Here is a 24,558-nt window from a genome sequence, read left to right as displayed (position 1 = left end):
TCTCCTGGCGAAACAGCCGATGCCGGACCGCGATGGACAAGGCGGCGCCGAAGCGCCGCGCTGCCCTCAGGCAAGCTTGCGGGCCGCCGCCACCACGTCCGCATCGCCCGGCAACACCAGCAAGGCGGCACCGGCGAGTGGCGTATAGGTATCGGCACCCACCACGCGCTCCAGCGGTGTCGCTCCCGAGCCGCCTTCCACGATGGCCGTGATGATGCCCTCGCCCACGCCCGCACTGCGCCGGCCTTCGTCCAGCACGATGATGCGTTTGGCGGACTTTGCCTGCGCCGCGATGAAGGCGTTGTTGAGAGGCGCCAGCCAGCGCAGGTCCACCACGCGAACCTTCCAGCCCAGCTCCGATTCGATGGCACGGGCCGCGCGCAAGGCCATCGGCACGCCGTTGCCGAAGGTGAACACCACCAGGTCGTTGGCCTCGTCGCGGTAGACGCGGCCCTCGCCCAGCGTCATGGCCTCGCCCGGCGCCGGATAGTCGAACTGCCACTGGCCGTCGCCGGCTTCGTACAGATCCTTGGTCATGTACAGCGCGATCGGTTCCAGATAAGCGCAGACACGGCCGTCGACCTTGGCCAGCGCCGTCATGGTGCGCAACATGGTGGCGGCATCGTCGCCACGGCTGGGGCAGCCCACCACCAGGCCGGGAATGTCGCGCAGCGCGGCAATCGAGTTGTCGTTGTGGAAGTGGCCGCCGAAACCCTTCTGGTAACCCAGGCTGGCCACGCGCATCACCATCGGATTGCGGTACTGGTCGTTGGAGAAGAACTGCAACGAGGCCGCTTCGCCGCGAATCTGGTCGCATGCATTGTGGAAATACGCCAGGTACTGGATTTCCGGCAGCGGCAGCATGCCCATGTTGGCATAGCCCTGGGCGAGGCCGAGGATGATGGTTTCATCCAGCAGCGTGTTGAACACGCGGCTGCCCTTGAAGGCTTTGTGCAGGCCCTTGGTGACGGTGTACACGCCGCCCTTCATGGCCACGTCTTCGCCGAACAGCAGCGATTCGGGGTACTTGGCCATGATGTCGTGTAACGCCTGGCCGATCTGGATGGCCAGATGACGCGGCGGCTGGTTTTCCGGCAGCTTCGTTTCGCCGCCGAAAGTGGCGAGACGGCGATCCTGGTAATCCGTGCGCTCGGCCTCGGCTTTCACCGCTGCCGGCGTATACGGCGCGAGCGGCTTCATCACCTGCTCCAGCGAACTCAGGCGCGGACGGCGGTCGGCATCCTCCGCCGCTTCGAAGCAACGCCTGCGCGTGGCTTCGTACAGCGCCAGCAGCGATTCCTTCGTGTACAAGCCCGAGGACAACGCAATCTCCGCCGAACGCAGCAGCGGATCGCTCGCCTCGACGGTGAACAGCTCTTCCACGCTGCGCCACTCGATCTCGAAATCGGTGCCGGCATGGCCCATCACGCGCGTGGTGCGCAGATGCAGGAAGGTGGGACGACGCGTGGTGCGGCAGTGTTCCACCGCCTCCTGCACCTGCGCATAGCCCTCCGCCAGATCCAGGCCGTCGGCGTAGAAATAATCGAGGTCGGCGCGATGGCGGAAGTTGTTCGCCACCCAGCCGTTCGGCGTCTTCACCGAAATGCCGATGCCGTTGTCTTCGCACACGTAGAGCACGGGTGCGGGCAGTTTCTGGTAGGCGGTCCAGGCAGCTGCGTTGAACGCCGTCTGCGCGGTGGCATGGTTGGACGAAGCGTCACCGAACGAGCAGATGGCGATGCTGTCTTCCGGAATCGGCAGCTTGTGGCCGATGCGGCGCGCCTGCTCGATCGCCACTGCCGTACCCAGGGCCTTGGGCAGGTGCGAGGCGATGGTGGACGTCTGCGGCAACACCCACAACGGCTTGCTGCCCCATACCTTGTGGCGGCCGCCGGAGGCTGGGTCTTCCATGCTGGCGGCAAAGGACAACGCCGAATCCATCACCGGGTCCATGCCCGGCAGCTTGCGGAACCGCTCGGCCATGAAGCCGCCGGAGCGGTAATGCAGGAAGGCCGGATCGGTATGGCGTGTGAGGCGCGCCACCATCGCGTTGCCTTCGTGGCCGCTGGAACCGATGGTGTAGAACACCTTGTTTTGCACACGCAGCACGCGCGCCATCAGATCGAGGTGACGACTGATCAGCTGCGATTCCAGCAGCTCGCGGAAGCCCTGCCCGTTCAGCGCGCTGCCCGGCAGCACCGGCGAATGGCCGCCGAGCGGTGCCTGCACGTCGCCCTGCCAGAGCTGCACGAACTCGATGAAGTTCTGGTCGACGATCTCGGCGCGGTTGAAGCCCTTGTGGCGTGCCGTGAGGGAGTACGGGATGGCGGTCATGATGGCTTGAGGTCTCGTCAACGAGTGGCCGTTTGGACGGCTGGAAAATGATGTGTCAATTCGAAGCGAAGCAGCGCGAAAAGCGCGCGGATTTGCTCCCTCTCCCCTCCGGAGAGAGGGTTGGGGTGAGGGGCCACGGTCGCGACATGGCTTATTCGGAGCAAGCTTCGTAGCAACATCATCGCGAGCACCCGCCCCTCACCTCAGTCCTCTCCCCGGAGGGGAGAGGAAGCCAGAGCGCGCAGCGCTTTCGCACGCTGCACGTCCTTCTCACGTCCGAAGCTTTCAAGAATACGAATCTGATCGTCGAGCGAAGGCACCGGCACGGCGAGGCCATTGAGGCCCGCCAGCGTCAGCCGTCGTGCTTTCACCGGCTTCCAGCCATCGCCTTGATCGAGCTCCAACCCACCCATCACCTCGACGGGCAGCCCGGGAAAGCGGAAGCGTGCGAAATGCGAACGGAAACGTTCGGCACCTGCCGGTTCGTAAACCGATTCGCGTCGCTCAGCCCACAGCGTCATCAAAGTATCCGCATCAGCGCGCGACACCAGCAGATCCACATCGGCCACGCTGACATCGGCGCCAGCAAGCAAGGCGGCCGCGCTGCCGATCACGCACCACGGCTCCACGCAGTGCACGTGCAGCTCCGGCACGATCTCGGCCAGGGTGGCATACAGCGCGGGCGTGACGTGGCTCATGCGCGTTGCCGCCATTGTTCGCGGGTCTGTACCCAGATTTCGATGGCGACGTGCTCGAACGGTTCGGGCAGGCGGCCGGGGCCGCGCAGCGCGGAGCCCAGTTTCGCCGCCAATGCTTTCGACGATTCGTTCGCCGGATCGATGCTGTGGATCACCTCGTTCCAGCCCAGCTGATCGAACGCGAAATCCATGCAGGCGGTGGCGCCTTCCAGCGCATAACCGTTGCCCCAGGCATGGCGCGCCAGCCCCCAGCCGACTTCGCGACCGGGCCAGCCTTCGGGAAACCAGGGGCCCATGCGGCCGATCCAGCGACCGGTGCTCTTCTCGATCACCGAGAACATGCCGAAGCCCTGGATGGCCCACGCGCCGACCATGGTGAGAAAGCCGCGCCACGCGACGGCCCGCGGTTGCAGGCCGCCGATGAAACGCGCGGACTCGGCATCGGCCAGGTTGGCGGCCCAGCCGTCGAAATCCTCAGCCTGCGGCGGGCGCAGGAGGAGGCGTTCGGTTTCGATGCGGATCGTTTGCCAACTCACGAAACGTTCTCACCTCGACGCCCGGGCGGCCTCAAAACGCATTGATCCCCGTCAACTCGCGGCCCACCACCAGCTGATGCACCGTCTCGGTGCCTTCATAGGTGATCACCGATTCCAGGTTCAGCGCGTGACGGATGGCCACGTGCTCGGTGGTGATGCCGGCGCCGCCCAGGATGTCGCGGCATTCGCGGGCGATGTCGATGGCCATGCGGCAGTTGTTCCACTTGGCCAGCGATACCTGCGTCGGCTGCATCTTGCCGGCATCCTTCAGGCGACCGAGCTGCAGCGAGAGCAGCTGCGCCATGGTGATGCGGCGGGCCATCTCGGCCATCTTGATCTGCACGGCCTGGTTGGAAGCGAGCGGACGGCCGAACAGGATGCGCTCCTGGGTGTAGCTGAGCACTTCCTGCAGGCACGCCTGCGCGGCGCCGATGGGACCCCAGGTGATGCCGTAGCGGGCCTGCGTGAGGCAACCCAGCGGACCCTTCAGGCCCTTCACGTTCGGCAGGCGGTTCGCCTCGGGCACGCGCACGTTGTCGAAGAACAGGCCCGACGTCACCGACGCGCGCAGGCTCATCTTCTTGTGCACTTCCTGCGCGGTGAAACCCTTGCTGTCGGTGGGCACGATGAAGCCCTGGATGCCGTCCTCAGTCTGCGCCCACACGATGGCGATCTGCGCGACGTTGCCGTTGGTGATCCACATCTTGGCGCCGTTGATGACCCAGTCGCCGCCGTCCTTCTTGGCGTGGGTCTTCATGTTGGCCGGGTCCGAACCGCCGTGCGGTTCGGTCAGGCCGAAGCAGCCGATGATCTCGCCCGCCGCCATCTTGGGCAGGTAATGCGTCTTCTGCTCTTCGGTGCCGTAGGCGTAGATCGGATACATGCACAGCGAGCTCTGCACGGACGCGAAGCTGCGCAGGCCCGAATCGCCGCGCTCGAGTTCCTGGCAGATCAGGCCGTAGCTGACACCGTTCATGCCGGCGCAACCGTATTTCTCGGGAAGCGTGGCGCCCAGCAGGCCCAGGCTGGCGATTTCCGGCACCAGTTCCTTGGGAAAACGGCCCTGGTCGAAGCAGTCCCCGATGATCGGCAACACACGCTCGTCGACGAAACGACCGACGGTGTCCTGCACCATGCGCTCCTCGTCGGAGAGCATCGAACGGACGTCATAAAGATCGAGGGGATTCAGGCGAGCGGACATGCTTGAAGTTCCGTGACGTTGGGGGCAAACCGCCATTCTAACCGGGCATCGGGGGCGGGTCACGGCGGGGTGCAGCAGGGCCTAAGCGCTTGTTTGCAGGCTATGCGGACAGCACCAACGGGCTCTCAGGGTAGGCGCGCGGGACGGGCTGTGGGACCATGCGCTGTCCTCCGTCCCAGCCCCGGCTGGGACGGCGTCGTCCGCCTCCGCCAGGCCCGGAACCATCGCAGCGCCGTCCAGGCAGCGCGCGGTCCACCGGATTCGGCCCGTGCCGGCACGACGGCCGGGCACTCCGCTCCCCGCCGGATCGTCCATGTTCAAAGGTGTCCTCCTCGGCTTTGCCTGCTACGCGGCCTACGCGATCAGCGATGCCTTCGTGAAATCGCTGCACGGCACCTTGCCGGCCTACGAGGCCGTGTTCTTCGGCGCGGTGCTGATGCTCAGCGCCCTGCCCTTCATCCGCCATCCGGGCGATCGCTACCTGGACGTGTTCACCGCGCGCAAGCCGCATCTGTGGTGGATACGCGCAATCACCGGAGCGATCTGCAACATCTCCGCGGTGATTGCCTTCACCGCGTTGCCGATGGCCGAGGCGTTCGCGCTGATCTTCCTGCTGCCGATCTTCGTGACCATGCTCTCGGTGATCTTCCTCAAGGAACACGTGGGCTGGCGACGCTGGTCGGCGGTGATCGTGGGTTTCCTCGGCGTGCTGGTGGTGTTGCGGCCAGGCTTTCGCGCGCTGGGCGTCGGACATCTCGCGGCGATGACCTGCGGCCTTTCCGGCGCCGTGTCGGTGGTGGCGCTGCGCATGGCCGGTCCGCACGAAAAACGCATCAGCCTGTACGGCGCCGGTGTGATCGGGCCGTTGGTGAGTGGCGGCCTGTTGATGCTGCCAAGTTTTGTGTGGCCGGATCTGCATCAATGGTTCCTGCTCGCCGGCTACGGACTGCTGGCCGGTCTTGCCGGCGTGCTGTTGATGCTGGCCACCCATCACGCGCCGGCCAATCGCATCGCACCCACGCAGTACAGCCAGATGCTGTGGGCGATCTTCTTCGGCTACTGGCTGTTCGGCGACAAACTGGATTGGCCGATGCTGATCGGCATCGCGCTCATTCTCGGTTCGGGACTCTTCACGCTGGTGCGCGAGGAAAAGGTCACGAACTGGTGGAAACGCATGCGCATGGTCTGAGCGCGGCTCGCCATCGCGCCAGATGAATATTTCTTAATCAAGCGGACGCGGATGCACGTCATGCCGTGAGGCATCACTTGTCCGTGACAACGCTTGTGCCATCACTTTTCCGCTGTTTTACCAACCCAGCGTCTCTGCGCGCTTCCCGGGGTGCGCGCCGTGCGCGTGCTTGTGCCCGGGTCAACCACATGGCCAGCGGATCGTTAGAAGTCAGTCAACCCGTTTACGCGGCGACGCATCGTCGCGAAACGCTGCTGCAAACGAAACGACATGGCTGGCCTTGTGAATTTTGCAATTGAGTTGCTGGGAGATGCTGGATGAGCGCCGACACTGCCCAAACATCCGGGCGTCCTCGTAAGAAGCGCGGTGCGTGGATCGCGGCCGCGGTGATCGCCCTGCTGCTGGTGTTGATCGTGGTCCACCTGCTCACCGGCAAGAAGGAAAAGACCGGCCAGCCGGCGCAGTCGGTGAGCGCGGCGACCGCCACGGTAGGCGACATGCCCGAAGTGCTCACCGCGCTCGGCACCGTCACGCCGGTCGCCACCGTCAACGTATTGCCGCAACTGAGCGGCTATCTCACCGCGGTGGGCTACCAGGAAGGCCAGGACGTGGAGAAAGGCCAGTTCCTCGCGCAGATCGACCAGCGCCAGTACGAGATCAACAAGCAACAGGCGCAGGCCCAGTTGGCCAAGGACCAGGCCACGCTCGATCAGGCCCGCGCCGACCTGGCCCGCTACACCCAGTTGCACGAACAGAAGTCGATTGCCGAGCAGACCTACGCCGACCAGAAGTTCACCGTGGCGCAGAGCGACGCCGCCGTGAAGGCCGACAAGGCTGCCATCGCGCAGGACGACCTCGATCTCGCCTACTGCCACATCACCGCGCCGGTGGCCGGCCGGGTGGGCCTGCGACTGGTCGATCCGGGCAACTACGTGACGCAGTCCACCTCGCCGGGCATCGTCACCATCACGCAGATGAAGCCGACCACGGTGCAGTTCACCGTGCCGCAGAATTCGCTGGGCAAGGTGCTACAGCGCGTGAATGGCGGCGCCAAACTTCCGGTCACCGCTTACAGCAGCGACAACAGCAAGAAGATCGCCAGCGGCACGCTGTACGCGCTGAGCAACCAGATGGCCACGAGCACCGGCACCGTCACCTTGCGTGCCACCTTCCCCAACGACGACGAATCGCTGTTCCCCAACGAGTTCGTCAACGTGCAGATGCTGGTCGACACGCTGCAGAAGACCGTGCTGGTGCCCACTTCGGCCGTGCAGAGTGGCGCGCCCGGCGACTACGTGTACCTCGTCAATGCCGACCAGACGGTGTCCGTGCACAAGGTGACGCCCGGCCCCAGCGACGGCAAGGTCACCGCCATCCTCGCCGGACTTTCCGCCGGCCAGCAGGTGGTGACGGACGGCATGGACCGCCTCAGCGACGGCGCCAAGATCCGCATCTCGCAACCGCGCCCGGCCGGCGCGAGCAGCGCGGCCGCACCGGCAGCGCCGCACGGCAAGCACGCGCACGCCGCCAGCACGTCTTCGTGAATCGCAGGCGCGTGATCCGATGAATATTTCCCGCCTGTTCGTACTCAGGCCGGTAGCAACCTCGCTGCTGATGATCGCCCTCGTGATGGTGGGCCTCGTGGCGATGAAGTTCCTGCCGGTGTCGTCCTTGCCCAACGTCGACTACCCGACGATCCAGGTGCAGACGTTCTATCCCGGCGCCAGCCCTTCGGTGATGGCCACCACGGTGACGGCGCCGCTGGAAGTGCAGCTGGGTGAGATTCCCGGCCTGCAGCAGATGACGTCGAATAGCTCGGCGGGTGCATCGATCATCACGCTGCAATTCGACCTGTCGCTCAACCTCGACGTGGCCGAGCAGAACGTGCAGGAGGCGATCAATGCAGCCAACAGCCTGCTGCCCACCGGCCTGCCCGCGCCGCCGACCTACGCCAAGGTGAATCCGGCCGACCGCCCGATCCTCACATTGGCGGTCAGCTCCAACTCGATGTCGCTGCCGCAGTTGCAGGACGTGGCGAACAACCGCCTCGGCGCCAAGATTTCGCAGGTGCCGGGCGTGGGCCTGGTAACGCCGGCCGGCGGCAACGTGCCGGCCATCCGCGTCGAAGCCGATCCGAAGAAGCTCGCCGGTTACGGACTCAACATCGATGACCTGCGTTCGCTGATCGCCAACGTCAACGTGAGCCAGCCCAAGGGCAACTTCGACGGCCCCGATCTCGACTACACGATCAACGGCAACGACCAGATCCAGAACCCGCAGGACTATCTCGACACCATCATCTCGTACCAGAACGGCGCACCGGTCTACCTGCGCGACGTGGCTCGCGTCACCCAGGCCGCGCAGAACACCGAGCAAGGCGCCTGGTTCAACAAGACCCAGTCGATCGTGCTGAACGTGCAGCGCCAGCCGGGCGCCAACGTCATCGCCACCGTCAACCAGATCATGAAGGAGCTGCCGCAGCTGGAATCCACGCTGCCGGCAGGCATGAAGGTGGACGTGGTGACGGACAGCACCGGCGTGATCCGCTCGTCTGTGAACGATGCCGCGTTCGAGCTGATCCTGGCGGTGATCCTGGTCGTGCTGGTGATCTTCGTGTTCCTGCGCAACCTGCCGGCCACGCTGATTCCCAGCATCTCCGTGCCGGTCTCGCTGATCGGCACGCTGGCGTTGATGTACGAGCTCAACTATTCCATCGACAACCTGTCGCTGATGGCGCTGATCATCGCGACCGGCTTCGTGGTGGACGACTCGATCGTGATGATCGAGAACATCGTGCGCTACCTGGAGGAAGGCAAGACACCGCTGGAAGCCGCGCTCGAAGGCTCGGGGCAAATCGGCTTCACCATTCTCTCGCTGACCGTGTCGCTGATCGCCGTGCTGATCCCGCTGTTGTTCATGGGCGGTGTGATCGGCCGTCTGTTCAGCGAATTCGCGGTTACTCTGGCCGTGACCATCGTGCTGTCCGCAGTGGTCTCGCTGACGCTGGTGCCGATGTTGTGCGCGCGCATTCTCAAGGCGCAGGCGGATCGCCACCCCAGCCGCTTCGAACGCATCAGCGAAGGTCTGTTCGACAAGACGCTGGCGGCGTACAAGCGCGGCCTGCATTTCGTGATGGCGCACCAGACCGCGACGCTGCTGACCTTCCTGGCCACGCTGGCGCTCACCGTGGTGCTGTACATCATTATTCCCAAGGGCCTGTTCCCGGTGCAGGACGTGGGTGTGCTGCAAGGCATCAGCGTCTCGGACAACTCGGTTTCGTACGGAGTCATGGTGGATCGCCAGAAGCAACTGGCCGACGCCATCCTCAAGGACCAGGACGTCGCGAGCCTCACTTCCTACGTGGGCATCGACGGCACCAACACCACGTTGAACAACGGCCGCTTCCTGATCAACCTCAAGCCACGCGACGACCGCTCGTCCAGCGCCGAGGAAGTCGCGCGACGCATCCAGCAGGAAGTGACTAGCATCCCGGGCATCAAGCTGTACATGCAGCCCGAGCAGGATTTGACGCTGGACACCACCATTTCGCCGAACCAGTACCAGTTCGTACTGCGCGGGCCCAACCAGCAGGCGTTCCAGCAATACGTGCCCGAGTTGATCACCCGCCTGAAGGACATCAAGTCGATCACCGATGTCACCAGCGACCTCAACAACGACGGTCTCGCCATCAACGTGGAAGTGAACCGCCAGCTCGCGGCGCGTTACGGCATCACCTCCGCCACCATCGACAACGCGCTGTACGACGCGCTGGGCCAGCGCATCGTCTCCACCATCTTCGAGCAGGCCAGCCAGTACCGCGTGATCCTGGTGGCCAAGCCCGAAAGCATTCCCACGGTGGAATCGCTGGGCGACCTCTACCTGCCGAGCCAGACCGCCAGCAGCGGCCAGGTGCCGCTCAAGGGTATCGCCAGCATCAAGATCACCAAGTCGCCCTTGGTGATCAGCCATCTGGCGCAGTTCCCGGCCGTCACCGTGTCGTTCAACCTGGCCAAGGATGCCTCGCTCAGCAAGGCGGTAAAGGAAGTGAACGATGCGGAAGCGGCCGTGCATCTGCCGTCCTCCATCACGTCCACTTTCCAGGGCGCGGCGCAGGCGTTCCAGGATTCGCTCTCCAGCGAGGTCTACCTGCTGATCGCCGCGTTGATCGCCGTCTACATCGTGCTGGGCGTGTTGTACGAGAGCTTCATCCATCCGGTGACGATCCTCTCCACCCTGCCCTCGGCCGGTATCGGCGCGCTGGTGGCGCTGATGATCGCCGGCAGCGACCTGGACGTGATCGGCATCATCGGCATCGTGTTGCTGATCGGCATCGTGAAGAAGAACGCGATCATGATCGTGGACTTCGCCCTCGAAGCCGAACGCGAACACGGCAAGCCACCGGAAGAGGCGATCTTCGAAGCCTCGCTGCTGCGCTTCCGCCCGATCCTGATGACCACGCTGGCGGCGATGCTGGGCGCGATGCCGATGCTGCTGGGTACGGGCACGGGTTCGGAGCTGCGCCGTCCGCTGGGCCTGGCGATCATCGGCGGCCTGCTGCTGAGCCAGTTGCTCACACTGTTCACCACGCCGGTGATCTACCTGTACTTCGACCGCCTTGCCCAGCGCTTCGGTCGCAAGCGGCAGCCTGAAGAGGCGGCCGGGGAAAGCGCGTGAACATCCCGGGCGCTTTCATCCGACGGCCGGTGGCGACCACGCTGCTGGCCGTCGCCATCCTGCTGTCGGGCGTGCTGGCCTATTTCCACCTGCCGGTCGCGCCGTTGCCGAACATCACTTTCCCGGTGGTGGTGGTGCAGGCAAGCATGGCGGGCGCCAGCCCGAGCATCATGGCCTCGACCGTGGCCGAACCGCTGGAGCGCCGCCTGGGTTCCATCGCCGACGTCACCGAGCTGACTTCGGAAAGCACGGTGGGCTCCGCGCGCATCGTGATCCAGTTCGGCCTCAACCGCGACATCAACGGCGCCGCGCGCGATGTGCAGGCCGCGATCCAGGCCGCGCGCGCCGACCTGCCGACCACGCTGCGCAACAACCCGACCTATCGCGAATTCAATCCGGCCGATTCGCCGATCATGGTGCTCGCGCTCACCTCCGATACGCTGACGCGCGCCCAGCTGTATGACTCGGCCGACTCGGTGATCCAGCAGCAGCTCTCGCAAGTGGATGGCGTGGGCCAGATCACGCTGGGTGGCAGCGCGCTGCCGTCGGTGCGCGTGGAACTGCAGCCGGACCAGCTCAACAGCTACGGCATCGGCCTGGAAGACGTGCGCGCTGCCATCAGCGCGGCCAATGCCGATAGCGTGAAAGGCCATATCGACGAGAACGGCCAGCGCTACGAGGTGGAATCGAACGACCAGATCAACAAGGCCGCCCCGTATCGCGACCTGGTCGTCGCCTATCGCAACGGTTCGGCCGTGCAGCTGCGGGACGTGGCGCAAGTGCTCGACTCGGCGGAAAACCTGCGCAACGCCGGCCTGTACAACGGCCATGATGCGGTGCTGGTGATCGTCTACCCGCTGCCGGGTAGCAACATCGTCAAGACGGTGGCGCAGATCCGCAAGGCGCTGCCCTCGATCGAGGCCACGCTGCCGCACAACGTGCATGTCGGCGTCGCCGTGGATCGCTCGCAATCGGTCAACGCGGCCGTGGGCGATACCGAGCGAACGCTGTTCATCGCCGTGCTGCTGGTGATCGGCGTGGTCTTCGTGTTCCTGCAGTCGCCACGCGCCGTTCTCGTGCCGGCAGTGGCGCTGCCGCTGTCCATCGTCGGCACGTTCGGCCCGATGTACCTGCTCGGCTACAGCATCGACAACCTGTCGTTGATGGCGCTGACCATTGGCACCGGCTTCGTGGTGGACGATGCGGTGGTGGTGCTGGAAAACATCGTTCGCCATGTGGAAGCGGGCATGGACGTGCGCGAGGCCGCCATGCAGGGCAGCGCGGAAGTCAGTTTCACGGTGATCTCGATGAGCCTCTCGCTGATCGCCGTGTTCCTGCCGATCCTGCTGATGCCGGGCATCGTCGGCCTGCTGTTCCACGAGTTCGCGGTGACGCTCTCCATCGCCATCCTGCTGTCGCTGGTGATCTCGCTCACCGTCACGCCGACCATGGCGGCCTATGTCATCTCGCGCAAGACGCTGCACTCCAAAGCACGCTGGGCGGTGTGGTACGAGCGGCAGTTCGAGCGTTTCAAGCAGGCGTATTCGCGTTCGCTTACCATCGTGCTCGATCATGCGTTCGCGGTGATCCTGACCCTGGTCGGGCTGATCGTGCTGAACGTGGTGCTGATTCGCCTGGTCCCCTCGACGTTCTTCCCGGAACAGGACAACGGCATCCTGATGGGACAGATCATCGCCGACCAGAGCATCTCCTTCCAGGCGATGGAGAAGAAGCTCGCGCAGCTGCAGAACATCGTGCAGAAAGACCCCGCCGTGGCCTCGGTGGCCGGCTTTACCGGCGGTCGCGCGCTCAACAGCGCCAACGTATTCATCGAATTGAAACCGCTGGCCGAGCGCAAGATCTCCGCCGCCCAGGTGGTGGATCGCCTGCGGCCCAAGCTCAACGCCGTGTCGGGCGCCAAGCTGTTCCTGCAGGCGGCGCAGGACCTGCACATCGGTGGCCGCCAATCGGCGGCGGAGTATCAGTACACGCTGACCAGCGACGATCCGGAAGCGCTGTTCACCTGGGTGCCGCGGCTGGTGGCTGCCCTGGGCAAGTACCGCGACCGCATCACCGACGTGAACTCCGACCTGCAGCAGAACGGCCTGCAGCTGTACGTGAACATCAATCGCACGGCCGCCGCACGCTACGGCTTTGCGCCCAACCAGATCGACAGCGTGCTCTACGACGCCTTCGGCCAGCGCACCGTATCCACCATCTACAACCAGCTGAACCAGTACTTCGTGGTGATGGAAGTGGCGCCGAAGTATTGGCAATACCCGCAGATGATCGATCGCATCCGCTTCAGCACCGCGGCCGGCAATGCCTCGGGGACGCAGCAGACGCAGATGTCCAAGTCCGTGGTGTCGGGCGTGACGTCCACCAACACAACCAGCAGCACCGGTTCCAACACCAACTCGCGCAACAGCGATGCCGAGGCCAACCAGCTCACCAACGCCATTGCCAACGCCAAGGGCGGCAGCTCCAGCGGCAGCGCGGACAGCACAGCCGCGGAAACCATGGTGCCGTTCCCTGCGCTGGCCTCGTACGTGAGCAACCACACCGCCACGCAGGTGAACCACCAGGGCGGCCTGGTGGCCGGCACCATCTCGTTCAACCTGCCGCCGGGCGGCTCGCTCAGCGACGGTCTGGCCGCCATCAGCGAAGCGGCACAGGAGCTGGGCATGCCGGCATCCATCCATGGCGCCACGGCGGGTGCCGCGCAGGTGTATGCGCAGTCCATGTCCACCATGCCGCTGTTGATCCTCGCGGCACTCGCCGCCGTCTACATCGTGCTCGGCATCCTCTACGAGAACACGGTGCATCCGGTCACCATCCTCTCCACCCTGCCCTCCGCCGGCATCGGCGCGACGCTGGCGTTGCTGATCTTCGGCACGCCGTTCTCGGTGATCGCGATGATCGGCATCATCCTGCTGATCGGCATCGTGAAGAAGAACGCCATCATGATGATCGACGTGGCCATCCATCTGCAGCGCGACGAAGGCATGGAAGCGCACAAGGCCATCCATGACGCCGCGGTCGTGCGCTTGCGCCCGATCATGATGACCACCGCCGCCGCCGTACTCGGCGCGGTGCCGCTGGCTATCGGCATCGGCCAGGGCGCCTCGCTGCGGCAGCCGCTGGGCATCACGGTGATGGGCGGCCTGATCCTTAGCCAGGTTTTCACTCTCTACACCACGCCGGTGATCTATCTCTATCTCGACCGACTGCGCGCACGGCTTGCGCGCTGGTCGGAGAGCCTGCCGTGGAACCGATCGGACGCAAGCGCATGAGCAGCATCAAACTTCGCAACCTGCTAACCCTGTCGATCGCGCTGGTGCTCACCGGCTGCATGGTGGGTCCCGACTACCATCGCCCGCAGGTCAACGTGCCCACGCAGTACAAGGAGATGCCCGGCTGGACCGCCGCCGCACCGGCCGACGACGTGCCCAAGGGCGACTGGTGGACATCCTTCAACGACCCGCTGCTCAACCAACTGGAACCGCAGGTGGCGGTATCCAACCAGACGGTGGCGCAGAGCTACGCCAACTACCAGGCAGCGATGGCCGAGGTGCAGGTGGCGCGCAGTGCGCTGTTCCCCACCATCGGCATCGCCGGTTCGGGCAGCAAGCAGCGCTCCGCCGCCGGTAACGCCGGCAGCGGCGTCGAACACCTGCGCCCGGTGAGCAGCTCCGGCTCGCTGGAAGGCAACGTGAGCTGGGCGCCGGACCTGTGGGGCAAGGTGCGCCGCACCGTCGAAGAAAACAAGGCGAATGCGCAGGCCAGCCAGGCCACGCTCGCCAACGCCACGCTATCCGAACAGACCGCGCTCGCCACCGCGGTGATCGACCTGCGCGTCACCGACGCGAATATCGATCTGCTGCAGGAAACCGTGGACGCGTACAAGGAATACCTGCGCGTGGTGGACAACCAGGACAAGGCCGGTACCATCGCGCCCTCCGACGTGATCACCGCGCGCACGCAGCTGGAGAACGCGCAGTCCAAGCTGATTGCACTCGGCGTGTCGCGTGCGCAATACGTGCACGCCATCGCAGTGCTGGTGGGCAAGAATCCCGAAGAACTCGATATCCCCCACAACGCCACGCTCCCCGCGCTGCCGCAGGTACCTACTGGCGTGCCTTCCACGCTATTGCAGCGCCGTCCCGACATTGCCGTGGCCGAGCGTCAGATGGCCGCGCAGAACGCTGCCATCGGCGTCGCCATTGCCGCCTACTATCCTTCGCTGTCGCTTTCCGCGGCGGATGGTTTTGCGCAATCGCCCCTGGCCGGACTGCTGCACGTGGCCAATCACGTGTGGTCGCTGGGCGCGGATGCGAGCGAGACGATCTTCGATGCCGGCGCACGCCATGGCGAAGTGGCTGCCGCGCGTGCGAACTACGAAGCGGCTCTCGCCAACTATCGCGGCACAGTGCTTGGTGCTTTCCAGAATGTGGAGGACGACCTTTCCGGCATCAACATTCTGGCGCAGCAGGCGCAGGTGCTGGATGCCGCGGTGAAGGACGCGACGCGTGGTTCGGCGATTGCGTTCAACGAGTATCAGGCGGGCACGGTGGACTACACCACGGCGGCCGTGGCGCAGACCACGGAATTGAGTACGAAGCAGGATGCGTTGAGTGTAGAGCAGCAGCGCTTGCTGGATGCGGTGTCGTTGTTTGGGGATTTGGGCGGTGGCTGGTCGGCGGATGGGTTGGCGCATGCGCCGGCTGAGCGCGCCTCGACCACTGCCCACTAATCCGGTCGACATTCCTATAGGAGCGCACCCTGTGCGCGACCGTCCCGTTTGGGTCGACCGCTCCGTCGGCTTGTCGCGCACAGGGTGCGCTCCGACCGTGTTACTGCAACTCTTGGCGCCTGATGCCAAACGGTGAGTCGGCAGACGGACCAGCAAGAGACCGGGGCACCGCGGTGTCCCGGTCAGACCATCAGCGGTTCGACGTCACCGTGGTGCGCGCCAGCAGCTGAGGCTCGCTGGCTTTTATCGTCTTGCGATCGAATGGCGTGACTGCCGCCGTGCCCGGGCATTGCGTCGCGCGGCACTGATCGAGCTGGTCTTCGCATTCGCCCATGCCACCGCCGTGGCTGACGCAGTACTGATAGAGCTGGATGCAGGGCGTGCACAATCCACCGATGGACGCGGATGCCGCCAATGCGCTGGCACCCACGCCCGTCATAGCCGCGAGTGCAAACACCCGCACGAAGAAGCGATTGCTGAGCTTCATAGCTATCCTCCATGAGCCGCCCAACCGGCGGCAGGTCATGGTCCCCGGCAACTCGCTGGCGATTGTGTGCGCCGCTTGGCAAACTGCCTGTCTTTGAATCCCCCCATGATCACGCCCATGCCGACATCACCGCACCCGACTCTCTCCCCCATCGTCGCCGGCCTCTGGCGCATCGTCGGCTGGCAGCTCAGCGTGCAGGAACGTGTGCGCTGGATCGAGCAGGCGCTGGAGCTGGGCATCACCTCGTTCGACCACGCCGATATCTACGGCGATTACCAGGCGGAAGCGCAATTCGGCGAAGCGCTGAAGGCGGCGCCTGCGTTGCGGCAACGCATGCAGTTGGTGACCAAGTGCGGCATCCGCCTGCGCTCGGCGCAGCGTCCCTACCGCATCAACTTCTACGACACCTCGGCCGCTTACGTGCGCACGCAAGTCGAGCAGTCGCTGCGCAATCTGCACACCGAGCAGTTGGATCTGGTGCTGATCCACCGCCCCGACTATTTGATGGATGCCGCCGCGCTGGCCGACACCTTCGCCACGCTCACGCGCGAAGGCAAGGTGGCGCACTGGGGCGTCTCCAATCACACCACCAGCCAATTCGCCCTGCTGCACCAGCATCACCCGCTGATCACCAACCAGATCGAACTGTCGCCGTTGCAGATGGATGCGCTGGACGACGGCACGCTGGACCAGGCGCAGCAACTGGGCCTGCGCCCGATGATCTGGTCGCCGCTGGGCGGTGGCCGCCTGTTTACCGGCGACGACGAACAGGCCGCACGCGTGCGCACCGAGATGACGGCCATTGCGGAGCGTTACGGCATCAGCCTCACCACGCTGGCGTTTGCGTGGGCACTGCGCCATCCCTCGCGTCCGCACGTCATCACCGGCACCGGCCGTATCGACGGACTGCGCGAAGCGGTTGCGGCACTGGATGTGCAGCTCGATGCCGAAGACTGGTATGCGATATGGACGGCGAGCAAGGGGCATTCGGTTCCGTAAACCCGAGCCACCGATAGCCACCGAACTCTGTGGGGGCATTCCCAGCGGGTAAGGCAACTAGCGGTTGCTCACTCCATGCGGCACATGCCCTGTCGCCACATGCTTGCGCGCCGATTCCACGTTCGCCGGTGAATCGTCGAAGAAGATGTCCGCGCCGAACGCATCCAGGAACGGCCCCTTGTCGCGACCGCCGAGGAACAAGGCTTCGTCGATACGCACGCCCCAGCGGCGCAGCGTGAGGATCACCCGCTTGTGCGCCGGCGCGGAGCGCGCGGTGACCAACGCGGTGCGAATGGGTGAATCTTCCGCCGGGAAGGCAGCCTGCAGGCGATGCACGGCGGTGAGGAAGCCACGGAACGGCCCTACCGACAGCGGTTCGTTCGCAAGCTTGTGCTCACTGCGGTGGAACGCTTCCAGCCCTTCTTCGCGCGATACCCGTTCGCCTTCGTCGCCGAAGATCACCGCGTCGCCGTCGAAAGCGATGCGCAGTTGTTCGGTGGCACGCGGCGGTGCAACCGACGGAAGAATGGTCGCCGCCGCGACGCCCGCAGCCAGGGCGCGGCCTACGTCTTCAGCGTTGGCGGAGAGGAACAGGTCGGCCTTGAACGGCGCGATGTAGTCGGAGGTAGGCGCACCGCTGGTAAAGGCGGCGCGGCTGATCTCCAGCCCGTAGTGCTGGATCGCATTGAAGATGCGCAAACCCGTGTCGCCCGAGTTGCGCGACAGCAGGATCACCTCGACCGGCGGCACATCGCCCGCCAGCTTGTTCAAGCCCAGCAGCTTCTGCACCAGCGGAAACGCCACGCCGGGCTTGAGCAGCTCGTTCTCGTGCTCGATCTGGAACGCGCGATAGGCATCCAGGCCCTGATGCTCGAACAACTCGTGGCTGTCGCCCAGGTCGAACAGGGCGCGCGAGGAAATGGCCACCACCAGGCGGTTGTCGCCTGCGGCGGTGGGATCGTGAGCATCGGGCGTGGGGCGGGTCATGGTGCTCAATCTAGCAAAAGAGGCGTGGCGGGAATGCCTTCAATCCGGCGCGAACTGCTCGTCCAGGATGCGCTGCTCCAGGTTGTGCTCCGGATCGAACAACAGGCGCACGCCCTGCCCCTCCGACTGGCGGATTTCCACTTCGCGGATATCGCGCACCTCGTGGTAATCGGCGGTAGCGCTGACCGGGCGCTTGCCGGGATCGAGCACGCGCATCGTCACCAGCGTGCGATGCGGCAGGATCGCGCCGCGCCAGCGACGCGGCCGGAACGGGCTGATCGGGGTGAGCGCCAGCACATTGGCGTCCAGCGGCAGGATCGGTCCATGCGCGGAGAGGTTGTAGGCCGTCGAACCCGCCGGCGTCGACACCAGGATGCCGTCGCAGACCAGGTTCTGCAGCTTCACGATGTCGTTGAGCTTCACTTCGAGATGCGCCGCCTGGTTGCTCTGGCGCAGCAGGGACACTTCGTTGAACGCCAGCGCGTGATGCACGTCGCCGTTGATATCGATGGTGCGCATGTCCAGCGGATAGAGCACCGCGGCATGCGCGCGTGAAATGCGCTCTTCCAGCTCGTCGATGCGATGCTTGTTCATCAGGAAGCCGACGCGGCCCAGCTTCATGCCGTAGACCGGCGCCGGCAACGCACGGTAGGCATGCAGCGTGCGCAGCATGAAGCCGTCGCCGCCCAGCGCCACGATCACATCCGACGCTTCCGGCTCTGCATCGCCATAACGGTCGATGAGTTTGCGCCGAGCCTGCTGGGCGACATTGGTTTCGCTGGCGACGAAGGCAAAGCGCATAGGGTCGGGCAACAATGGCTGGCGAGGCTGCCAGTTGAGCGTAGATGGACGAAGGGCGCAAGACCGTTGCCGGTTTGCGCCCTGCTCTTTCAGCTTTCGCAGCCTCTCGCCCCTCACCGTCATTCCGGCGCAGGCCGGAATCCAGTAGCGAAGCATGGGATTGTCGCGACAGCCGACACGCTCTTGTTCGCTTCGCGAAAACCGCCAACAGCGGCTACTGGATTCCGGCCTGCGCCGGAATGACGGTGAGGGATTACTAACGATTAGAAGGCGTTGAACACTCAAGGCTGCCCGGCCCAACCGGGCAGCCCTGGAGCCCTTACTGGTTCACCGGCACCTGCGCCAGCTGTGCCAGGCGGCGCACCGCGACCGAGGCGATCGGGTAGTCCGCGTTCTGGGTGAGGATTTCCGCCAGCATGTTGCGGGTGTACTTGAGCGTGGCGTCGTCACGCTGCAGCCACGCCTGCACCGGCGAGACGTCCTTGGAGCCGCCGTTCATCGACAGCACCTGCAGGGCCAGCGCGCGATGCTGGTGGTTGAGCTCGTCCAGCAGCGAACCGCGTGCCTGAGCGTGCCAGGCACCTTCCACCGGCAGCGCCTCGATCTGGCTGCGCAGCCATTCCAGGTCCAGCGCCTGGCCCAGTTCGTAGAACACACCCGCCACCTTGGCGATCGGCTGACCGCCCTGCGTGGCCACCTCGACGATGTCGAGCATGGCGCGCATCTCCGGCAGTCGCGCCATGCGCAGGGCGAGTTCGCCCGGCATGCCGAGGCCTTCCCACTTCTCCTGGCTGGTGGCGAAGTCCTGCTTGCCGGTTTCGGTGAGGGCCATCGGCAGCGCGGCGCGCAGCTCGGTCACGCCGGTCTGGTAGCGCTCCACGTTGGCATTGATGTCCAGCGTGCCGCCCGGACGGTTCAGCAACCACCGCGTGGTGTGACGCAGCAGCGACCAGATCTGCAGGATCGCATCGATCTGGGTGTTCTCCGCCACCTTGCCGTCCAGCGCCTCGATCTGCGCCCACAGCTCGCGCGCATCGAGAATCTCGCGTGCCGCCGTATACGCCTTGGCGATGGCTGCCGGACCCTGACCGGTGTCCTCCTGCATGCGCATCATGAAGGTGGCGCCCATGCGGTTGATGGTCGAGTTGGTCACGGCCGTGGCGATGATGTCGCGCTTCAGGCGATGGCGCTGCATGTGCTCGGCGTACTTGGCGTGCAGCGGCTCGGGGAAGTAGCGCACCAGTTCCTTGGACAGGTAGGCGTCTTCCGGCACGTCCGAATCGAGCAGCTGCTGGTACAGCTTGATCTTGTCGTACGACAGCAGCACCGACAGTTCCGGACGCGTCATGCCCATGCCGCGCGTCTTGCGCTCGGCCAGCTCCGCTTCGCTCGGCAGGTTCTCCACCTGGCGATCGAGCAGGCCTTCGGACTCCAGCTGGCGGATGAAGTGCGCCATCGAGCCGATGCGATGCGCCGACTGATGCTCCATCAAGGTGATGGCCTGGTTCTGGCGGTAGTTGTCCCACAGCACCAGCTGGCCCACTTCGTCGGTCATGCTGGCCAACAGCGTATTGCGCTGCTCCGTGGTCATCTCACCGCGCTGCACGGCATCGCCCAGCAGGATCTTGATGTTCACCTCATGGTCGGAGGTGTCCACGCCGGCCGAGTTGTCGATGAAGTCGGTATTGAGCAGCACGCCGTGCTGGGCGGCTTCGATGCGGCCCTTCTGGGTGAAGCCCAGGTTGCCGCCCTCGCCCACCACCTTGCAGCGCAGCTCCACGCCGTTCACGCGCAGCGCGTTGTTGGCGCGGTCGCCCACGTCGGCATGCGTTTCGGCGCTGGACTTCACGTAGGTGCCGATGCCGCCGTTCCACAGCAGGTCCACCGGTGCCTTGAGGATGGCGCTGAGCAGATCGTTCGGCGCCAGCTGCGTCACGTCCGGCTTGAGGCCGAGCACCGCACGCACTTCCGGCGAAATCGGGATCGACTTGAGCGTACGCGGATACACGCCGCCGCCCGCGGAAATCAGCGACTTGTTGTAATCGTCCCAGCTCGAACGCGGCAGCTTGAACATGCGCTCGCGCTCGGCGAACGAACGCTCGACATCCGGGCTCGGATCGAGGAAGACATGGCGATGATCGAACGCCGCCACCAGCTTGATATGGCGCGACAACAACATGCCGTTGCCGAACACGTCGCCTGACATGTCGCCGACGCCCGCGCAGGTGAAGTCCTGCGACTGGCTGTCACGACCCAGCGCACGGAAGTGGCGCTTGACCGACTCCCACGCGCCCTTGGCGGTGATGCCCATGCCCTTGTGGTCGTAACCGTTCGAGCCGCCCGAAGCGAACGCATCGCCCAGCCAGAAGCCGTGTTCCACCGAAATGGCGTTGGCGATATCGGAGAACGTCGCGGTGCCCTTGTCGGCCGCCACCACCAGGTAGGGATCGTCGTTGTCGTGGCGCACCACGTCGTGCGGCGGCACCACCTTGCCTTCGATCAGGTTGTCGGTGATGTCCAGCAGGCCGCTGATGAACATGCGGTAGCACGCGATGCCCTCGGCCAGCTGCGCGTCGCGGTCGCCGTTGACCGGCGGACGCTTGACGAAGAAGCCGCCCTTCGAGCCGACCGGCACGATCACGGTGTTCTTCACCATCTGCGCCTTCACCAGGCCCAGCACTTCGGTGCGGAAGTCTTCGCGGCGATCCGACCAGCGCAGGCCACCGCGCGCCACCGAGCCGAAGCGCAGATGGATGCCTTCCACGCGCGGCGCGCTGACGAAGATCTCGCGGTACGGCACTGGCTTGGGCAGGTCCGGCACGCGATGCGAGTCGAACTTGAAGCTGATGTAGCTGCGGTATTGGTCGTTCCAGCGCTGGAAGAAGCTGGTGCGCAGCGTGCCGCGGATCAGCGCCATGAAGCTGCGCAGGATGCGGTCGTCGTCGAGGCTCGAGACGGTTTCCAGCAGCGTGCCGATGGTCTCTTCGATCAGCGCCAGCTGCTCGCCGCGCGGCTTGGACAGCGAGGCCACCAGGCCGTCGATGAGCGCCGGATGCGCATGGCGCAGCGCCTCGGGGATCAACACCTGCATTTCGCCGCGCAACAGCTCGCCGGCGCGCTTGAGTTCATCCGTCGACAGCGACTCGCGATGCGGATCGAACTTGGCCAGGAACAGTTCCACCAGCAGGCCGGCAATCGCCGGATAGCGGTTGAAGGCGTCTTCCATGTAGCTCTGCGAGAACGCCACGCCGGTCTGCAACAGGTACTTGCAGTAGCCGCGCAGCATGGCGATCTGGCGCCAGCTCAGCTTGGCGCCCAGCACGAGGCGGTTGAAGCCGTCGTTCTCGGCGTTGCCGCGCCAGATCTGCTCGAAGGCGTCCTCGAACAACTGGTCCACCTGCTCCACGCTGAAAGCGAGGCTGCCGGCGGTCTGCACTTCGAAGTCCTGGATGTACAGCATGCTGTCGCCGACATGGATGTCGTACAGGTGCTCGGTGAGCACGCGCAGGCCCAGGTTCTCCAGCTGCGGCAGCACTTCGGACAGCGCGATGTCGCCGCCGCTGCGGTAGATCTTGAAGCGCAGTTCTTCCGGGCGCGAGGCCGGGTGATAGAACGACATGCGCACCGCGTCGTCGCCCTTGAGCAGCGACAGCTGGTGCACGTCCTCGGCGGCGGTGGCCGGCGAAACGTCTTCCACGTAGCCGGCGGGCAGCGCCTTGGCGTAGCGGTTGGCAAGGACCACGCCATCGTGGTCGCCCAGCGTGCGCACGAGTTCGTCGCGCACGTCGTCGTGCCAGTTGCGCACGATGGTGGCCACGCCCTTCTCCAGCTCGGCCACGTCGTAATGCACCTGGTCGCCGATCTTCGGACGCACCACCACGTGCAGGCGCACCAGTGCGGCTTCGCCCATCAGTACGGAGGAGTCGAGGCTTTCGCCGCGCATCGAATCCTTCAGCAGCGCTTCGATGCGTTCGCGCACGGTGGTGTTGAAGCGGTCGCGCGGCACGTAGACGATGCAGGTGACGAAGCGGCCGTAGCGGTCGCGGCGCACGAACAGGCGCGTGCGTGCGCGCTGGCGCAGCTCCAGCGTGCCCATGGCGGTGTTGTAGAGCTCTTCGTCGCTGCTCTGGAACAGCTCGTCGCGCGGCAGCGTTTCCAGGATGTGGCGCAGCGCCTTGCCCGAGTGCGAATCGCGCTTGAGGCCGGAATGCTCCATCGCGTATTCGAACTTCTGGCGCACCAGCGGCACGTCCTGCGGACGCGCCATATACGCGTTGGACGAGAACAGGCCGAGGAAGCGCTGCTCGGCCACCGGCTTGCCGTTGGCGTCGAACTTGAGCACGCCCACGTAATCCATGTAACCCGGACGGTGCGCGTGCGAGCGTGCGTTGGTCTTGGTCAGGATGATGGCGTCGGTGGAACCGGACTGCGGCAGGTCGCTGGCCACCAGCGAACGCAAGGAGCGCGGCGCCAGCGAGCGCTCGCTCTTGTGCAGGATGCCCATGCCCGAGCTTTCGTTGGCGCGCAGCACTTCCTCGCCGTCGGCTTCGGTCACTTCGTATTCGCGGTAACCGAGGAAGGTGAAGTTGTCGTCGGCCAGCCAGCGCAGGAATTCGGATGCTTCCTTGACGGCGGCGGGGTCCAGCGGCAGCTGGCGCGACGGCAGGTCGTCGGCGGTGGCCAGCGCCTGGTCGCGCATCTTCTTCCAGTCGGCAACCACCACGCGCACGTCTTCCAGCGCGCCTTCCAGTTTCGCCTTGAGCTTGGCCAGTTCTTCGTCGTCGGCCACGCGGTCCACTTCGAAGTGCATCACCGATTCGCTCTGGCCGTCGGCGGCGCCGATCTTCAGCAGCTTGCCGGAGGCATCGCGCGCCACCTCCACCACCGGGTGGATCACGGCGTGGATCTGCAACTGTTCGGCCGCGACCATGGTGACCGTGTCGACCAGGAACGGCATGTCGTCGGTGACGACCTGGATGTAACTGCGGCCGGCATGGCCGGTGGCCGGGTTGGCCACGCGCACCGAGGCGCGGCCCGGCTGGCGCTGCTGCATGAACTCGAGCAGGTCGGCGATCAGCACGGCCCACTCGCGGGCGGTATGGAGTTCGAGATCGCCATCGGCGATGCGCGCGAAGAAAGCGCCGATAAAAAATTGCGCCTCTTCAAGGCGCCCGGTAGGAAATCCGCTTTGCTTCAGTTCTTCGAGAACAACAGTGGGGAACGAGCTGTTGCTAGCCGCACGAATCGCGTTCATGGCATCTACTGTGTTGGGGAGACGGAATGAGGCCGGGAGCCTGTTCTCGATCTCCGCATAACCCGTGTTGCTCACCTGCGCCCGCTAGCGAGTGCCGTGTGGCGAAGCGCCTGACTGGCTGTCAGGTCAAGCCGCACGGCACTCGCTAGCGGGCGCAGGTGAGCAACCCTCCGGGCCGGATTTGTTTGCCCACCATCCATCGTCATCACTCGGTTGTGTATCGACATACACGCCCTCGTTCTTCCTTGTCTGGCGGGCAAACAAATTCCGGCACGGGTCATGCGGAGATCGAGAACAGGCTCCAAAAAGCCTCAAAAGAATACGCCTCGCACGAGGCCTAATCCACCTTTGCGAAAGGCGCACTTCAGCTTGCGGCAGGTCATGACGCCCGTGCAGCAAACGGAGCTTCAGTCGTTTTCGCGACGGTTGCGTGACCGTTGGCAGCATCCGCGCACGTGCATGCGCGGAGGAAAAACTTGTCGGGCTCGTGTGTTGCCCGCGTTGCAAGCACTGCGCCGAGGATGCGCCCGCTCAGCGATACCTGACCGTACGTGGCCGCAACGACGCATTCAAAACGTTGCAGCGCAGCAGATAAAATCGCCGCCGCAACGGATCGATGGAGCGTAGGCACACCATAGGAGGCTT

General features: G+C 65.0%; 14 protein-coding genes. 6 read left to right on the top strand and 8 right to left on the bottom strand.

From position 1 onward, the window contains the following. Positions 1–66 precede the first annotated feature (66 nt). From ACN9MB_RS07155 to ACN9MB_RS07140, 4 genes are all read right to left on the bottom strand, one after another. Positions 67–2,334: a thiamine pyrophosphate-dependent enzyme gene (locus tag ACN9MB_RS07155; protein WP_426271269.1), complete on the bottom strand. Its 2,268-nt coding sequence runs from the start codon at positions 2,332–2,334 to the stop codon at positions 67–69. A 203-nt stretch (positions 2,335–2,537) separates the two neighbouring features. Continuing rightward, positions 2,538–3,032, bottom strand: coding sequence for a hypothetical protein (locus ACN9MB_RS07150; RefSeq protein ID WP_204635393.1), 495 nt, complete (start codon positions 3,030–3,032; stop codon positions 2,538–2,540). Continuing rightward, positions 3,029–3,568, bottom strand: a complete 540-nt coding sequence (locus ACN9MB_RS07145; RefSeq protein ID WP_426271268.1) for a GNAT family N-acetyltransferase — start codon at positions 3,566–3,568, stop codon at positions 3,029–3,031. Before ACN9MB_RS07145 ends, ACN9MB_RS07150 begins: the two co-directional genes overlap by 4 nt. A 31-nt stretch (positions 3,569–3,599) precedes the next feature. After that, on the bottom strand, positions 3,600–4,769 hold the full coding sequence (locus ACN9MB_RS07140; protein WP_426271267.1) for an acyl-CoA dehydrogenase family protein: 1,170 nt from the start codon (positions 4,767–4,769) through the stop codon (positions 3,600–3,602). A 313-nt stretch (positions 4,770–5,082) separates the two neighbouring features. Between ACN9MB_RS07140 and ACN9MB_RS07135 the strand changes: the two genes are divergently transcribed. The 5 genes from ACN9MB_RS07135 (at position 5,083) to ACN9MB_RS07115 (ending at position 15,385) form a co-directional block, all read left to right on the top strand. Further along, positions 5,083–5,958 carry a DMT family transporter gene (locus tag ACN9MB_RS07135; protein ID WP_426271266.1) on the top strand — a complete coding sequence of 292 codons (876 nt, stop codon included), beginning with the start codon at positions 5,083–5,085 and terminating at the stop codon, positions 5,956–5,958. Positions 5,959–6,275: 317 nt separating this feature from the next. After that, positions 6,276–7,502: an efflux RND transporter periplasmic adaptor subunit gene (locus ACN9MB_RS07130; RefSeq protein WP_426271265.1), complete on the top strand. Its 1,227-nt coding sequence runs from the start codon at positions 6,276–6,278 to the stop codon at positions 7,500–7,502. A 19-nt stretch (positions 7,503–7,521) separates the two neighbouring features. After that, positions 7,522–10,632 carry an efflux RND transporter permease subunit gene (locus tag ACN9MB_RS07125; protein ID WP_426271264.1) on the top strand — a complete coding sequence of 1,037 codons (3,111 nt, stop codon included), beginning with the start codon at positions 7,522–7,524 and terminating at the stop codon, positions 10,630–10,632. After that, positions 10,629–13,925: an efflux RND transporter permease subunit gene (locus ACN9MB_RS07120; RefSeq protein ID WP_426271263.1), complete on the top strand. Its 3,297-nt coding sequence runs from the start codon at positions 10,629–10,631 to the stop codon at positions 13,923–13,925. Before ACN9MB_RS07125 ends, ACN9MB_RS07120 begins: the two co-directional genes overlap by 4 nt. Continuing rightward, positions 13,922–15,385, top strand: coding sequence for an efflux transporter outer membrane subunit (locus ACN9MB_RS07115; protein ID WP_426271262.1), 1,464 nt, complete (start codon positions 13,922–13,924; stop codon positions 15,383–15,385). The genes ACN9MB_RS07120 and ACN9MB_RS07115 overlap by 4 nt, the downstream gene beginning before the upstream one ends. A gap of 190 nt (positions 15,386–15,575) precedes the next feature. Here the strand turns inward: ACN9MB_RS07115 and ACN9MB_RS07110 are convergent, their stop codons facing one another. Beyond that, on the bottom strand, positions 15,576–15,872 hold the full coding sequence (locus ACN9MB_RS07110; protein ID WP_426271261.1) for a hypothetical protein: 297 nt from the start codon (positions 15,870–15,872) through the stop codon (positions 15,576–15,578). A 117-nt stretch (positions 15,873–15,989) separates the two neighbouring features. Between ACN9MB_RS07110 and ACN9MB_RS07105 the strand changes: the two genes are divergently transcribed. Beyond that, positions 15,990–16,871 carry an aldo/keto reductase gene (locus ACN9MB_RS07105; protein ID WP_426271260.1) on the top strand — a complete coding sequence of 294 codons (882 nt, stop codon included), beginning with the start codon at positions 15,990–15,992 and terminating at the stop codon, positions 16,869–16,871. A 57-nt stretch (positions 16,872–16,928) separates the two neighbouring features. On the opposite strand, the gene ACN9MB_RS07100 is transcribed toward ACN9MB_RS07105, so the two are convergent. The 3 genes from ACN9MB_RS07100 to ACN9MB_RS07090 form a co-directional block, all read right to left on the bottom strand. Next, positions 16,929–17,858 carry a 5'-nucleotidase gene (locus tag ACN9MB_RS07100; RefSeq protein WP_204635384.1) on the bottom strand — a complete coding sequence of 310 codons (930 nt, stop codon included), beginning with the start codon at positions 17,856–17,858 and terminating at the stop codon, positions 16,929–16,931. Positions 17,859–17,897: 39 nt separating this feature from the next. After that, positions 17,898–18,659 carry an NAD kinase gene (locus tag ACN9MB_RS07095; protein ID WP_426271259.1) on the bottom strand — a complete coding sequence of 254 codons (762 nt, stop codon included), beginning with the start codon at positions 18,657–18,659 and terminating at the stop codon, positions 17,898–17,900. 319 nt (positions 18,660–18,978) lie between these two features. After that, on the bottom strand, positions 18,979–23,913 hold the full coding sequence (locus ACN9MB_RS07090) for an NAD-glutamate dehydrogenase (RefSeq protein WP_426271258.1): 4,935 nt from the start codon (positions 23,911–23,913) through the stop codon (positions 18,979–18,981). Between the last annotated feature and the right edge of the window lie 645 nt (positions 23,914–24,558).

Origin of the sequence: Dyella kyungheensis (assembly GCF_049913195.1) — a bacterium.
Lineage (GTDB): Bacteria > Pseudomonadota > Gammaproteobacteria > Xanthomonadales > Rhodanobacteraceae > Dyella > Dyella kyungheensis.
The sequence above is the reverse complement of the archived record's forward strand: the minus strand, read 5'-3'. Positions and strand labels throughout refer to the sequence as shown.

Excerpts from the sequence above, each read along its gene's own strand:
- ACN9MB_RS07155 (WP_426271269.1), bottom strand. The coding sequence starts at position 2,334 with ATGACCGCCATCCCGTACTCCCTCACGGCACGCCACAAGGGCTTCAAC.
- ACN9MB_RS07150 (WP_204635393.1), bottom strand. The coding sequence starts at position 3,032 with ATGAGCCACGTCACGCCCGCGCTGTATGCCACCCTGGCCGAGATCGTG.
- ACN9MB_RS07140 (WP_426271267.1), bottom strand. The coding sequence starts at position 4,769 with ATGTCCGCTCGCCTGAATCCCCTCGATCTTTATGACGTCCGTTCGATG.
- ACN9MB_RS07135 (WP_426271266.1), top strand. The coding sequence starts at position 5,083 with ATGTTCAAAGGTGTCCTCCTCGGCTTTGCCTGCTACGCGGCCTACGCG.
- ACN9MB_RS07130 (WP_426271265.1), top strand. The coding sequence starts at position 6,276 with ATGAGCGCCGACACTGCCCAAACATCCGGGCGTCCTCGTAAGAAGCGC.
- ACN9MB_RS07125 (WP_426271264.1), top strand. The coding sequence starts at position 7,522 with ATGAATATTTCCCGCCTGTTCGTACTCAGGCCGGTAGCAACCTCGCTG.
- ACN9MB_RS07115 (WP_426271262.1), top strand. The coding sequence starts at position 13,922 with ATGAGCAGCATCAAACTTCGCAACCTGCTAACCCTGTCGATCGCGCTG.
- ACN9MB_RS07110 (WP_426271261.1), bottom strand. The coding sequence starts at position 15,872 with ATGAAGCTCAGCAATCGCTTCTTCGTGCGGGTGTTTGCACTCGCGGCT.
- ACN9MB_RS07105 (WP_426271260.1), top strand. The coding sequence starts at position 15,990 with ATGCCGACATCACCGCACCCGACTCTCTCCCCCATCGTCGCCGGCCTC.
- ACN9MB_RS07100 (WP_204635384.1), bottom strand. The coding sequence starts at position 17,858 with ATGACCCGCCCCACGCCCGATGCTCACGATCCCACCGCCGCAGGCGAC.
- ACN9MB_RS07095 (WP_426271259.1), bottom strand. The coding sequence starts at position 18,659 with ATGCGCTTTGCCTTCGTCGCCAGCGAAACCAATGTCGCCCAGCAGGCT.
- ACN9MB_RS07090 (WP_426271258.1), bottom strand. The coding sequence starts at position 23,913 with ATGAACGCGATTCGTGCGGCTAGCAACAGCTCGTTCCCCACTGTTGTT.